Here is a 12292-nt window from a genome sequence, read left to right on the forward strand (position 1 = left end):
CGGACCTGACCGGCTCGTGACTCAGATCAGGTATTGGCTCAGTTCGCGCTTGACGAAGCGTCCGTCACCCGCTACGCCGAGGTAGGCGTCGTCGTCGATCACGACTTTGCCGCGCGAGAGCACGGTGTCGACATGACCGTCGATCTCGTAACCCTCCCAGGCCGAGTGATCCATACTCATGTGGTGACTCTTGCCATACCCGATGGAGGTGTGCCCGTCTGGGTCGTAGATCACCACATCGGCATCCGCGCCCGGCGCGATGACGCCCTTGCGGCCGTAGAGGCCGAACATCCGTGCCGGCGTCGCGCTCGTGATCTCCACCCAGCGCTCCAGCGAGATCCGACCGTCGACGACGCCCTGGTAGAGCAGATCGATGCGGTGCTCGACGGAACCGATGCCGTTGGGGATCTTGGAGAAGTCGCCCAGGCCGAGATCCTTCTGGCCTTTCATGCAGAACGGGCAGTGATCGGTCGAGACCATCTGCAGGTCGTTGGTGCGCAGAGCCTTCCACAGCTCGTCCCGGTGATGCTCGTGTCTGGAGCGCAGCGGCGTCGAGCACACCCATTTGGCACCCTCGAAGTTGCCCCACTCCGCACTGGAAGCCCCGAGGTTGTCCTCGAGCGAGAGGTACAGATACTGCGGGCAGGTCTCGCCGAAGACGTTCTGGCCGTCGTCGCGCGCTGCGGCGAGCTGCTCGACGGCCTGCTTGGCCGAGACGTGCACGACATAGAGCGGGGCCCCGGTGAGATTGGCGAGCATGATCGCCCGGTGCGTCGCCTCCTCCTCCATCTGCCAGGCCCTGGCCACTCCGTGGTAGTACGGGTCTGTCTTGCCCTGGGCGATCAACTGCTCGACGAGCACATCGATCGCCGGGCCGTTCTCGGCATGCATCATCGTGAGCAGTCCCGTGTCGTGCGACTTCTGCATCGCTCGCAGGATCTGCGCGTCGTCGCTGTAGAACACCCCGGGATACGCCATGAACAGCTTGAAGCTCGTGACGCCCTCGTCGACGAGGCCGTCCATGGCCTGCAGCGAGTCGGCGTCGACATCGCCGATGATCTGGTGGAAACCGTAGTCGATGGCGCAGTTTCCCGCGGCCTTCTCATGCCAGGCCGCGAGCCCGTCCATCACGCGCTGACCGTGGCTCTGCACGGCGAAGTCGATGATGGTCGTCGTCCCGCCCCAGGCGGCAGCCCGGGTTCCGGTCTCGAAGGTGTCGGATGCCGCTGTGCCGCCGAACGGCAGCTCCATGTGGGTGTGGGCGTCGATCCCTCCCGGAATGACGTATTTTCCCGTGGCGTCGATCACGCGATCGACGCCCGCCTTGAGGTCGGAGCCGAGCAGCACGCTACCCTGCTCCAGTACCGCGACGATGCGCTCGCCGTCGATGAGCACATCGGCCCGGCCACGGCCGGTCGAGCTCACGACGGTTCCGCCTGTGACGAGTGTCGTGGTCATCAGACTCTGCCTCCTCTGCGCGGATGCCGGTTACGGAGCGACGATCGGGCCGTAGGAGTCCGGTCGCCTGTCCCGGTAGAACTGCCACGAGTTGCGCACCTCGCGGATGAGGCCGAGATCGAGATCGCGAACGACGATCTCCTCGGTGTCGGTGCTCGCCACCTCACCCACGTAGTTGCCACGGGGATCGACGAAATAGGAGCTGCCATAGAAGGTGACGGCGTCGTCCCCGAACTCCTCGGTCTCTGTGCCGATGCGATTGTTCGCGGCGACGTAGTACTGGTTGGCCGCCGCGGCAGCGGGCTGCTCGAGCTGCCAGAGCCGGTTGGAGAGGCCCGGCTTGGTCGCCGAGGGATTGAACACGATCTGGGCGCCGTTCAGGCCGAGCACGCGCCATCCCTCGGGGAAATGCCGGTCGTAGCAGATGTACACGCCGATCTTGCCGACCGCGGTGTCGAACACGGGATAGTCGGCGTTGCCGGGACGAAAGTAGAACTTCTCCCAGAACTGCGCAAGGTTCGGGATGTGGTGCTTGCGGTACTTGCCGAGGTACGTTCCGTTGGCGTCGATGACAGCGGCCGTGTTGTAGAGGATGCCCGGCTGCTCCTCCTCGTAGACGGGGAGCACAATCACCATCCGGTGTTCTCTGGCGAGCGCCTCGAACCGCTCGGTGGTCGGGCCGGGAACCGACTCGGCGTACTCGTAGTACTTCGAGTCCTGGACGATGCCGAAGTACGGCCCGTAGAAGAGCTCCTGGAAGCAGATCACCTGTACCCCCTGCTCAGCGGCCTGACGCACGAATCCCTCGTGCTTGGCGATCATCGATTCCTTGTCGCCGGTCCAGGTGGCCTGGGTGATCGCCGCGCGGATTGTCGAACTGCTGCCGGTCATGCCTTTGCCTCCACTGCTGTCGAGTCGAAACGGTCGAGCCGGCGATGGCACTGCCTGCAGTCACCGACGCCGAGCGGTTGAGCCGAACCGGACCACGTCGTCCGTTCTGTTATTGTTCGGCGTAAACATTTCTCTTTTGTTTCACTATGTGACGCACGCGTTAATCATCCTGTTGCCACAACCGGTCGGGAGGCAAGAGTTCATGGACACCTTTCTCGAACGGATCGACGACACATCGCCGCGCGGGATCGCCGCGGCGCTCGCCCGACTCATGACCTCTGGCGAGCTCGCGCCCGGCGAGAGGCTCCCGACCGTGCGCGAGCTCGCAGAGACGCTCGGCGTCAGCCCGGCGACCGTGAGCCATGCCTGGCAGGCGCTCGCGCGAGCGGGGCTCATCGAATCGCGGGGAAGAGCGGGCAGCTTTGTGCGGTCCGACCGACCCGGGTGGCTGCCGCCCCGGATGCTGGGACTGGCCGGCCCCGTGGACCACGCCCACCTCGACCTCTCCCGCGGCACCCCGGATCCGCTGCTGCTGCCCGCCCTCGGTCCCGCCCTCTCCCGCGTCTCGGAGCGCGCCGAGGTGAGCAGCTACCATGAGCTGCCCGTCATCCCCGAGCTCGGCCGCGTGCTTGGGGAGACCTGGCCGTATCCGGCCGAATCGCTCACGGTCGTCGACGGGGCGCTCGACGCCGTCTCGCGCAGTCTCGAGGCCGTGGTCGGCTTCGGAGACCGCGTCGTGCTCGAGAATCCCGGCTTCCCGGCGTTCTTCGACCTCGTCGACACGCTCGGCGCCGAACGCCTCCCGGTGGGGCTCGACGAGTCGGGCATCCTGCCTGAGCAGCTCGCCCGTGCCCTCGCGCTGCGCCCGCGCGCGATCGTGCTGCAGCCGCGGGCGCACAATCCGACGGGCGCGTCGATGACGGTGGACCGGGCGCGCGAGCTGGCGAAGGTCATTCGTTCCAGCCGTCATGCGGACGAACTGGTCGTGATCGAGGACGATCACTCCGGGCAGATCAGCACGGCGTCGGATGTCAGTCTCGGTCGTTGGCTGCCCGATCGGGTGCTGCACGTGCGCAGCTTCTCGAAGTCGCACGGGCCCGATCTGCGCATCGCCGCGGTCGGCGGCCCGTCCCGGCTGATCGACCGCATCGTCGCCCGGCGCATGCTCGGTCCCGGCTGGACCTCCCGCATGGTGCAGCGGATCCTGTTCGAGCTCTTGACCGACGGCGATTCGCTCGCAGAGGTGAGCGAGGCACGTCGGCAGTATTACGCGAGGCAACGTGCGCTCGCGACCGCGCTGACGACGTGGGGCGCCGAGACCGTGCGGTCGGACGGTATCAACACCTGGTTGCAGGTCGCCGACGAGCGGTCGGCACTCGTGCAACTCGCTGCGGCGGGCATCAGGGTCGCGCCAGGATCGCCGTTCCTCGCCGGAGAGCAGGAGAGCCCGGAATTCGTGCGGATCACGGTCGGCATGGTGCGCGAGGACGCCACGGGCGTCGCGGCGGCCCTCGCGGCCGCGGCGCTGCCACGCGCGGGCAACGGCGGCTACACGCTCGACTCGCGCTGGGCGTAGCCGTTGCAGCCGTGACCACTGCCAATCCGGCATTCCGTCGATGCGAGACGTGTACTGATCCTCTCGTCGCGCCAGGCGCACTCGGGCGGGTGCCATTCTCGAACCCGGGAACCCGCGCATCTAAGGTGCATCTAAAAAGTCGGTGAGTGCGGCTGGCCCGGGTGGAACCATCTCGTGTGGGATGGATCCCGACGAAGCAGGCCAGTCGTCGCCGGGCCGACGCCGCGAAGTACCGCGGCGGCGAGAGCCTCGGCGGTGTCGACGTCGAGCCGCACCGTCGAGGCGGGATCGACCGGCAGCGGCACGTAGCCGAGGCTGTGGTGCCTGGCCGCCGAACCCTCGCCGAAGGACGGGATCAGCGCGGCGCCCGCTGTCGCGGCGACCATCACTGTCCCCTCCCCGGAAGCGTCCGGCACCATCGAGAGCGGATGGAGCGCGGCGACGGCGAGCGCCGCATCGAGATCCGCCGCCGTGAGTGCGGGCAGATCACCCACGAGCACGGTGACAGCGGAATCCTGTCGCCCGGAACGCACCTCGGCTATGCCGCGCGCGATGGCGGCATTCATCCCCGCGTTCGGGTCCGGCACGATGCGCAGCCGTCCGTCGGCGAGAAGCGCCGGCTCAGCGACGAATGCCGAATCGTCTCCGACCACGAAGACCCGCGCAACAGACGACGCCGCGAGCACCGCCCGAATCGTGTCGCGCGCAAAGGCCGAGGCCAGCGCCGCCCGCACCGCCGGATCGGCATCGAGACGGGTCTTGGCCCCATCGACGCGCTTAACGGGGACGACCACGCTCCAGACGGCGGACGATCTCACTCCGACGCCCGCCTCCGCGCGGCCTCCGCACGTGCTGCAGCGAGCCCCTGTGCGTAAGCCTCGTCGCTTCCCCAGCGAAAGAGGTCGCGCTCGGCGGGGCGCACGATGCTCGCAGCCCCCGGGAGGTCGAGGCCGCCGACGAGCCGGGCGAGCCCCCGCACGACCGCGACGGGACATCCGCTCGTCTTGCCCTTGACGAGATCCGCTGCGGCGGCGAGCTCATCGGCGACGCAGGCGACGGTCATGGTCAGAGGCCGCCCGTGCGTGTCGGTGCTGCCACGGAAATCGTCGACGACGTGCACTCCTGCCGCCCCGATCGCGACATCCGTCTGCCCCTCCCGCCACGGCCGTCCGAGCGTGTCGCTCACGATCACGCCGATGCGCGTCCCGCTCCGTCGCCGGATCGCGGCACAAAGCGCGTGGGCGGAGGCGTCGGGGTCGAGCGGGAGGAGCAGCACGGTCCCCTGCGGCGTGTTGCTCGCGTCGACGCCGGCAGCGGCGGCGACGATCCCGAGCCGGTTCTCGACGATCCGCGTGACCCCGTTCCCGGTGTCGCGGGTCGCCACGACACGCACGGTCTCATCGGCGATGGCCCGCTCCCGGTCGGCGGCAGCGACGATGCGTCCCTCCGCCTTCGACACGATCTTCGAGGTGACGACGAGGATGTCGCCGTCCTCGAGGGCGCCGCCAACGGCCTCCGCGATGACCGCGGCGAGGTCGGTCCCCGCGACGATCTCGGGAATCCCCTCAGGGGCCCAGACGGTGAGCACGACGCCCGGCATCAGCGCGTGATGGCGGGCAGCACGTCCCGCCCGAACACGTCGATCCACTCGCGCTGGTTGCGGCCGACGTTGTGCAGGTAGATGCGGTCGAAGCCGAGGTCGGCGAACCGCTGGATGGAGGCCCGGTGCACATCGGGGTCGGCGGAGATGACCATCCGGCCCTCGAAGTCCTCCGGGCGCACGAGCTTCGCCATCTGTTCGAGCTCGAAGGGGGAGCGGATGTCGCCCTTCGGGAACCTCATGCCGCCGTTGGGCCACTCGACCATCGCGTTCCGCGACGCCTCCTCGTCGGTGGGCGCCCAGGACATGTGCAGTTGCAGCACCTTGGGCATTGTCGACGGGTCCTTGCCGGCCTCGCGCGCACCCTCGTCGAACTTGGCGAACAGCATCGCGATCTTCTCGAGCGGGGCGCCGACGGTGATGAGGCCGTCGACGGTCTTGCCGGCGCGCTTGGCCGTGACGGGGCCTGCGGTGGCGACGAGGATCTCGGGGGCGACCTCCGGCATGGTCCAGAGGCGCGTCGACTCGAGCTTGTAGTACTGGCCGGCGTGCTTCGTGTCGCGGCCGGCGAGCGACGCCGCGAACAGCTTCTTGATGATCTCGATCGCCTCGAACATGCGGTTGATGCGCTCGGGCGCCTCCGGCCAGTACTGGCCGACGATGTGCTCGTTGAGCGCCTCGCCCGAGCCGAGGCCGAGCCAGTGCCTGCCGGGGTACATGGACGCGAGCGTCGCCGACGCCTGGGCCACCATCGCCGGATGCCAGCGGAACGTCGGCGCGGTGACGCCGGGACCGAGGTCGCCCCTCGTGCGCTCGGCGATCGCCGCCAGCACGCTCCACACGAACGACGACTGCCCCTGCGCCGGAACCCACGGCTGGAAATGATCGGCGGCCATGACCCCTGAGAAGCCGTGTTCTTCGGCGTAGTGCGAGAGGGCGACCGCCTCGGCGGGGGCGAACTGCTCGAGCATCGCCGCGTAACCGAACTGCACATCCGTCATGGGGCCATCCTGCCTGTCGCTTGTTTCCTGATCATTGCACGTCGTTCCCACATCCGGGAGCCCGAACGCCTCGGCCCGCCTCAGCCCGCGAGCGGCTCCTGCCTGATCGTCGTCGCGACGACCCGCGGCCGACGGAGCCGACAAGCCTCGCCCGTGACGAAGGTGCTTCGATCTCCACGAAAGCAGTGCGTCGGCCGCGGCGAACATCCACACCGCCGAGCCGGTCACCAGCACGGCGGGGCTGTACCGCGGCCGGCCCAGAGGGCAGTCGGGTCAGCTACATCGCTGCGGTCCGAGCAGCTTCGGCGAGGACGTCACGTCGGCTCAGCGCATCCGAGCGCAGCACTCCTTGGCCTAGTCTCGGGGTAATAGTCGAGGTGACGCAGACGGGATCGGCGCAACATGGAAATCTCATCAATCGTCAGCGGACTGATCGTCCTGGTCGCGGTCGTCGCATACGTCACTCTGGCAATCCTGGCTCTGACGCAGATCGCCAGAGCTGACTTCCCAGACGCGAGTACGCGTGTGCTCTGGATCCTCGCAGTCCTGGTGGCACCGTTCATCGGCTCGATTGTGTGGTTCGCAGTCGGCCGCCCGGCGCGACTGTAACTCGCCAAGAGCGACGACATCGGAAGCGGCGGCGCACGCACGAACTGCAACGTCGACACCTGGGTCGGGCTCGTCTCGATGGGCCTCAAGGCCAACTACAATGTCAGCAGCAACACCGTATCCAGCGTCTGGGGTGCATCGTGGACGATCGGCGGCTCGTGCTCGTCGTCGTTGGCCTACCTCGGACGTCCGAACAGCAACACCGGCCTCGAGACCGTTTCCGCGCAGATGTGTGGCGTGCCCTACGCCACGTCGTTCAACCTTCAGGTCCAGGTCTCGGGCGGCACGGCAACTGAGAGTTGGTGGTGATCTAGATGCTCGAATGGCATCTGCTTGTCGCAGGACAGGTCGTTCTGCTCGCTGGCGTAGTGACTGCGTTGGTGATCTGGGTGCGTCGACGCAACCACGCTCGGCAGCGATAACTCGAGCTCACGACCAGGGCCGGCTCTCCCAGGGAGGGCCGCCTTCGTGCGCCTGCTTCGGGTGTCGCAGCGTAGCTCAGCGACAACTCAGCCCGAGCTGACCGCACCACGTGCCTGCTCGACGCTCATGTCTGGCCATCGCACGGGAGGCTTTCGGCGGTAGCGGAGGCCATTGTGGTGAAAATGTCCCTCCCGAGCACGCGAAGGCCTCCGCTCCGGCAGGCCGGAGCGCTCTCTGACGTTCAGACCCGTTCGATGGTCTCGGCCCAGGCGAGAGACCGACCAGCATGACGGAGGAGGCGCGAGGGGTTCGGGAGGGCGGATATGCCACCCCTGCACTCGGTTGAACCCCCGCACTCCGCGCCGCAGCCGGCTCACTCGCCCGCACCCTCGCGGCGTTCTGCCGCGACCTTCGGCACCAGTCGAACGAAGAGCACCATGCCCATCAGCTCGATGAGTGTCTGTGTCACGACCGCGAGCGGAGCGATCGCGAGCTCGGCCGGCAGAGCCAGCGCGAGTGGAAGAACGACGAGCGAGTTACGGGTGGCTCCGCTGAAGATCAGCGCGCGGGTTTCAGGCACGCCGAGCCGGATGACCCGGCCGGCGGCGAGTCCGACGAAGAGCATGACGATGAGGAAGGCGAGGTACAGCGGTACGACCCGGAGCAGCGCGGGTGCCTCGCCGCCGACAGCGGCGATCTGCGAGCCGATCACCACGGCGAGGGTGAGCATCAGAAGGGGCACCATCGCGCCGGCCGTGACGTGCTCGATGGCTCGGCCGGCACGATGACTCCGAGCCAGTGCCTGGACGAGCACGGCCGCCAGCAACGGAATCACGATGACGACGACGAACGCCTCGATGAACGGCTCGATCTCGATGTGCTGCACCGCATCGCCGCCTGCGAACAGCCACAGGTACGCGGGCAAGAGCACGATCTGCAGCACCATCAGGAGCGGCGTCGCCGCGAGCAGTCGTGCTTTCGCGCCGCCGGCGAGCCCGGTGAACACGATCACGTAATCGACGCACGGGGTCAGCAATGCAAGGAGCATGCCGATGAGCAGCCCTCTGTCATCGGCCACGAATCGCGACAGCCCGAACACCACGAACGGTACGAGCACGAAGTTGACGACGAGCACGGTCCCGAGGAATCGGGCGCCCTTGAACGATCGTCCGACCTCGATCATGGGCACGCCGAGGAATGTGGCGAACAGCAGGATCGCGAGCACCGGATTCGTCGCAGCCGCGAGTACGGGAGCTGCGCTCGGGGCGAGAAAGCCGAACACGCCTCCGACGACGATCGCAGCGACGTACAGGGCGACCTGGTGCGCGCCCCACCAGTCCACGAATCGCAGCATCCTCTCAGCCTAGAGAGCGCTTGACCTTACGAGAGACGTGAGGCGCGTTGGCCGATGGCCGATGGCGTGTCGAGAGAGCAGGCTGTTTCAGCCGGTCATAGTGCGCTCTCGAGGATCGTTGCAGAGCTCGAAATGACTACAACGAAACTGCGGGCGGGCATCAGGGCGGCGTGCACCTCGTGCGCTACAAGACAGACCGGATGCGGATCGTCGACGTCGACCCCGACTTCCCGCTGGCCGACGAGCGCCGCCTGTACGGCGAGCTCGACGCCTCGGCGATGGGTCGCCTGCTGGTGGCCGAGTTGCTCGAGGCGGGCAAACCTCTGCCGGCGCGGCTCTCGGCGGCCGCGCGCTCGGCGTGACCTCGATTCCAGAACATGATCGCCACCATCGAGAACGCCGCCCACCCGGAGCCCTCGACGTAGTCCGACAAGCAGCGAAGGCCGCGAGTAGCGGCTCCTGACGCCGCCGGTCTGCCGCGCCCGCCTTTCACCGTGGTGCAGGAGATCGGCCTTTCGTGAGAAGAGCCGACGCGGTGCGCGAATCCGTCACCAGGGTCGTGATCACGCCGCTGCGGAGCGCCGCAGAGATGGCCGCGATCTTCTGCTCGCCGCCGGCAAGGGCGATCACCTCCGGAACCGCTCGGAGCTCGTCGGAGCTGATGCCGATCGCCCGTTCGAGAGCCGGCGACCGGAGGGCGACGCCGTCGGCGTCGAACACGACGGCGCAGACATCCGCGACCGCGCCCGCGGCGAGCAGCTGCGCGCGCTCGGTCTCGGTGAACTCGCCGTAGAGCGAGGACTTCGGCGGCTGCCAAGAGCCGATGCCCACCAGGGCGATCGAGAGCCGGGCGAAGCGGTCGATCGAGTCGGCGAGGCTCGGATCGCCCCGCAGCTCCTCGGCCATCGACGCGCTGCGCACGAGCAACGGAGCGTGCAGCGGATACGCACGCCCCCCGGTCTTGCGAGTCAGTCGACGGACGAGCTCGACGCCGCTCACGTCCATCGCGGCCGCACGCACGCCGCCGACCATCTGCACGACGTCGGCCGGTGCGAGCGTGGCGACGGCATCCACGAGACCGGTGAGGCTCGTGCCCCAAGAGATGCCGAGCACGTCGTCGGAGCCCACGATGCCACCGAGGTATTGCGCCGCGGCCTCGCCGATCAGCGAGCCCGTCGCATCCGGCGCCTGATCGATCGTGCGCACCACGATGGCGCGATGTATGCCGAAGGCGCGAGCGAGCTCCTCGCCGATGGGCAGGTCGATGTCGGCGGGCATATCGACGTAGATGCGCACGATTCCGCTGGCCTTGGCCTCGTCGAGCAGACGGGCGACCTTGAAGCGTGAGAGCCCCAGCTCGGCGGCGATCTCGTTCTTCTGCTTGTCGTCGAGATAGTAGCGTCGCGCCACGATCGCCGCTTCGAGCGAGACAGCCGGCCGGTCGCGGTGCGGTTCGTCGGTCATCACCTCGTCCTTTGCCTGGCGCCGATCCTTTGACGCGACCCGAAAGCCAGTGTACTGTGACGTTATGCTCTTATGAGCTATCTATTCACTTGTGAGCGGAGAGCAATGTCGACCGACGTTCGAGTCCCCACCGCCGGGGGCAGAGGGCACCCTCGAAGAGTCCGCGTTAGGCATCCGATGCCGACCTTCCCGTATTCGTGTCGATCGCTGACACCGTCTGCCCCCGAGCCGGGCTGGAGGACGCCGTGAAGCTCTATGCAGACAGCGCCGACACCGCGCAAGTGGTGCCGATGCTTCGCGATGGCCTCATTCGCGGGGTGACGACCAACCCTTCGATCATCGCTCGCGACGGACTCACCCGCAACGATCTGCCCCGGTTGTACGACGAGTTCGGCGCCGCAGGGGCCGACGAGATCTTCATGCAGGCGACCGGCGGCTCACGCGCAGAGCTGCTCGCAGATGCCTCTCGCATTGCCGACTTCGGCCACCGCATCGTGGTGAAGGTTCCCGCGACCCCCGACGGCTTCCGAGTGGCTCGCGAGCTACAGCAACGCGACGTACGGGTGCTGCTGACAGCGGTCTACAGCCTCGCCCAAGCCACCTTCGCCGCCGCACTGGGTGTCGACTACGTCGCTCCGTACTTCGGGCGACTCGTCGACTCGGGAGAAGACGGCCTCTCGAAGGTGTCGAACATGACTCAGGTGCTCTCCTCAACCCGCACCCGGGTGCTCGTGGCAAGCGTGCGTTCCCCTAACGCCGCGGCGACCCTTGCGCTCAACGGGGTCAGCCACATCACCGCCGACGTCCCCGTGCTGCTCGCGATGATGCTCGATCCTGCAACCGAGCAATCCGCTGCCGAATTCGAACGAGTCGCCGGGGAGTCCTCGCATCGGTCGGCCGGAACCGAGCATTGATCAGCGGCCCGCAGCGGATGCCCCGGAGCCGCGTCGGGCGACCGCGCCCGATGTGAAGCCGGCTCCAGGGCAACGGTTCCGTCAGCTTCGCGCCGACGACCGTCTGCAGGCGCCATTGGATGCCGGCGGTCGACAATAGGCTGGGATCATGCGCATCGCCACCTGGAACGTCAACTCGATCCGCACCCGCGTCGGCCGTGTCGTCGACTGGCTCGTGCGTGAGGACATCGACGTGCTCGCCATGCAGGAGATCAAGTGCAAGCCGGAGCAGTTTCCGGCCGCTGCCTTCGAGGATGCCGGCTACGAACTCGCCGTGCACGGTCTCAACCAGTGGAACGGCGTCGCCTTCGCGAGCCGGCTGCCCCTCGACGACGTGACGACGAGCTTTCCCGGCATGCCGGGATTCCTGAAGGGCGAGGAGGGGCCCGGCCTTCCGCTCGAGGCACGCGCACTCGGGGTCACCGTTGGCGACGTGCGGCTGTGGAGCTTGTATGTCCCGAACGGACGGGCGCTCGACGACCCGCACTACCGCTACAAGCTCGACTGGTATGCCGCGCTCACCGCGCACACGCGTGAGGAGCTCGCGCGGCATCCCGGGCTCGCCCTCGCGCTCATGGGCGACTTCAACGTGGCGCCGACCGACGCAGACATGGGCGACCCCAGTTTCGTTCCCGGCGTCTCGACGCACATCTCGCCTCCTGAGCGCGCCGCGTTCGAGGCGCTCGAGGCCGCTGGGGTGCAGGACGTCGTGCGTCCGCTCGTGCCGCAGGGCTACACCTTCTGGGACTACAAGCAGCTGCGGTTCCCCCGCAACGAAGGCATGCGCATCGACTTCATCCTCGGTTCGTCTGCCTTCGCCGAGGCGGTGACGGATGCCGCCATCCACCGCGAGGAGCGCAAGGGCGACGCCCCCAGCGATCACGTTCCCATCGCCATCGATCTCGGACTCGATGCGGACGACGACGACCGGCCGATGATCTTCTAGTTCTGGCTCGCCGGCTC

Annotated in this window: 13 protein-coding genes; 6 read left to right on the forward strand and 7 right to left on the reverse strand. The window is 67.7% G+C overall.

What is annotated here, in order from left to right:
• Nucleotides 1-21: 21 nt before the first annotated feature.
• Together hydA and ACFQB0_RS08335 are read right to left on the reverse strand one after the other, a co-directional pair.
• On the reverse strand, nucleotides 22-1458 hold the full coding sequence (gene hydA / locus ACFQB0_RS08330; RefSeq protein WP_386730068.1) for a dihydropyrimidinase: 1437 nt from the start codon (nucleotides 1456-1458) through the stop codon (nucleotides 22-24).
• Between the two features lie 30 nt (nucleotides 1459-1488).
• Entirely contained in the window at nucleotides 1489-2349 is an 861-nt protein-coding gene (locus ACFQB0_RS08335; protein ID WP_386730070.1) for a nitrilase-related carbon-nitrogen hydrolase, read from the reverse strand.
• 202 nt (nucleotides 2350-2551) lie between these two features.
• Here ACFQB0_RS08335 and ACFQB0_RS08340 point away from each other — a divergent pair, with 202 nt between their 5' ends.
• Nucleotides 2552-3925: an aminotransferase-like domain-containing protein gene (locus ACFQB0_RS08340; RefSeq protein ID WP_386730073.1), complete on the forward strand. Its 1374-nt coding sequence runs from the start codon at nucleotides 2552-2554 to the stop codon at nucleotides 3923-3925.
• Between the two features lie 131 nt (nucleotides 3926-4056).
• On the opposite strand, the gene cofC is transcribed toward ACFQB0_RS08340, so the two are convergent.
• The 3 genes from cofC to ACFQB0_RS08355 are packed head-to-tail and all read right to left on the reverse strand — an operon-like array spanning nucleotide 4057 to nucleotide 6526.
• Entirely contained in the window at nucleotides 4057-4743 is a 687-nt protein-coding gene (gene cofC / locus ACFQB0_RS08345) for a 2-phospho-L-lactate guanylyltransferase (protein ID WP_386730075.1), read from the reverse strand.
• Nucleotides 4740-5525, reverse strand: coding sequence for a coenzyme F420-0:L-glutamate ligase (locus ACFQB0_RS08350; RefSeq protein WP_386730077.1), 786 nt, complete (start codon nucleotides 5523-5525; stop codon nucleotides 4740-4742). The genes cofC and ACFQB0_RS08350 overlap by 4 nt, the downstream gene beginning before the upstream one ends.
• Entirely contained in the window at nucleotides 5525-6526 is a 1002-nt protein-coding gene (locus ACFQB0_RS08355; protein ID WP_386730080.1) for a TIGR03557 family F420-dependent LLM class oxidoreductase, read from the reverse strand. The genes ACFQB0_RS08350 and ACFQB0_RS08355 overlap by 1 nt, the downstream gene beginning before the upstream one ends.
• Before the next feature lie 402 nt (nucleotides 6527-6928).
• Here ACFQB0_RS08355 and ACFQB0_RS08360 point away from each other — a divergent pair, with 402 nt between their 5' ends.
• Both ACFQB0_RS08360 and ACFQB0_RS08365 read left to right on the forward strand, forming a co-directional pair.
• Nucleotides 6929-7135 carry a PLDc N-terminal domain-containing protein gene (locus ACFQB0_RS08360; RefSeq protein ID WP_386730083.1) on the forward strand — a complete coding sequence of 69 codons (207 nt, stop codon included), beginning with the start codon at nucleotides 6929-6931 and terminating at the stop codon, nucleotides 7133-7135.
• 78 nt (nucleotides 7136-7213) lie between these two features.
• Nucleotides 7214-7444, forward strand: a complete 231-nt coding sequence (locus ACFQB0_RS08365) for a hypothetical protein (protein WP_386730085.1) — start codon at nucleotides 7214-7216, stop codon at nucleotides 7442-7444.
• 487 nt (nucleotides 7445-7931) lie between these two features.
• Here the strand turns inward: ACFQB0_RS08365 and ACFQB0_RS08370 are convergent, their stop codons facing one another.
• Nucleotides 7932-8912, reverse strand: a complete 981-nt coding sequence (locus tag ACFQB0_RS08370) for an arsenic resistance protein (RefSeq protein WP_386730088.1) — start codon at nucleotides 8910-8912, stop codon at nucleotides 7932-7934.
• 170 nt (nucleotides 8913-9082) lie between these two features.
• On the opposite strand from ACFQB0_RS08370, the gene ACFQB0_RS08375 reads away from it, so the two are divergent.
• Complete coding sequence (locus ACFQB0_RS08375; protein ID WP_386730090.1) at nucleotides 9083-9274, forward strand: hypothetical protein; 192 nt, start codon at nucleotides 9083-9085, stop codon at nucleotides 9272-9274.
• A 127-nt stretch (nucleotides 9275-9401) separates the two neighbouring features.
• Here ACFQB0_RS08375 and ACFQB0_RS08380 read toward each other — a convergent pair whose 3' ends face one another.
• Nucleotides 9402-10376, reverse strand: a complete 975-nt coding sequence (locus tag ACFQB0_RS08380; RefSeq protein ID WP_386730093.1) for a sugar-binding transcriptional regulator — start codon at nucleotides 10374-10376, stop codon at nucleotides 9402-9404.
• Between the two features lie 245 nt (nucleotides 10377-10621).
• On the opposite strand from ACFQB0_RS08380, the gene ACFQB0_RS08385 reads away from it, so the two are divergent.
• Nucleotides 10622-11290 carry a transaldolase family protein gene (locus ACFQB0_RS08385; RefSeq protein ID WP_386730096.1) on the forward strand — a complete coding sequence of 223 codons (669 nt, stop codon included), beginning with the start codon at nucleotides 10622-10624 and terminating at the stop codon, nucleotides 11288-11290.
• A 148-nt stretch (nucleotides 11291-11438) separates the two neighbouring features.
• A complete protein-coding gene (locus ACFQB0_RS08390) occupies nucleotides 11439-12275 on the forward strand; it encodes an exodeoxyribonuclease III (RefSeq protein WP_386730099.1) in 837 nt (278 codons plus the stop codon).
• Nucleotides 12276-12292: the final 17 nt, after the last annotated feature.

Origin of the sequence: Luethyella okanaganae, assembly GCF_042660285.1 — a bacterium.
GTDB lineage: Bacteria > Actinomycetota > Actinomycetes > Actinomycetales > Microbacteriaceae > Luethyella > Luethyella okanaganae.

Excerpts from the sequence above, each read along its gene's own strand:
- hydA (WP_386730068.1), bottom strand. The coding sequence starts at position 1,458 with ATGACCACGACACTCGTCACAGGCGGAACCGTCGTGAGCTCGACCGGC.
- ACFQB0_RS08335 (WP_386730070.1), bottom strand. The coding sequence starts at position 2,349 with ATGACCGGCAGCAGTTCGACAATCCGCGCGGCGATCACCCAGGCCACC.
- ACFQB0_RS08340 (WP_386730073.1), top strand. The coding sequence starts at position 2,552 with ATGGACACCTTTCTCGAACGGATCGACGACACATCGCCGCGCGGGATC.
- ACFQB0_RS08350 (WP_386730077.1), bottom strand. The coding sequence starts at position 5,525 with ATGCCGGGCGTCGTGCTCACCGTCTGGGCCCCTGAGGGGATTCCCGAG.
- ACFQB0_RS08355 (WP_386730080.1), bottom strand. The coding sequence starts at position 6,526 with ATGACGGATGTGCAGTTCGGTTACGCGGCGATGCTCGAGCAGTTCGCC.
- ACFQB0_RS08360 (WP_386730083.1), top strand. The coding sequence starts at position 6,929 with ATGGAAATCTCATCAATCGTCAGCGGACTGATCGTCCTGGTCGCGGTC.
- ACFQB0_RS08365 (WP_386730085.1), top strand. The coding sequence starts at position 7,214 with ATGGGCCTCAAGGCCAACTACAATGTCAGCAGCAACACCGTATCCAGC.
- ACFQB0_RS08370 (WP_386730088.1), bottom strand. The coding sequence starts at position 8,912 with ATGCTGCGATTCGTGGACTGGTGGGGCGCGCACCAGGTCGCCCTGTAC.
- ACFQB0_RS08380 (WP_386730093.1), bottom strand. The coding sequence starts at position 10,376 with ATGACCGACGAACCGCACCGCGACCGGCCGGCTGTCTCGCTCGAAGCG.
- ACFQB0_RS08390 (WP_386730099.1), top strand. The coding sequence starts at position 11,439 with ATGCGCATCGCCACCTGGAACGTCAACTCGATCCGCACCCGCGTCGGC.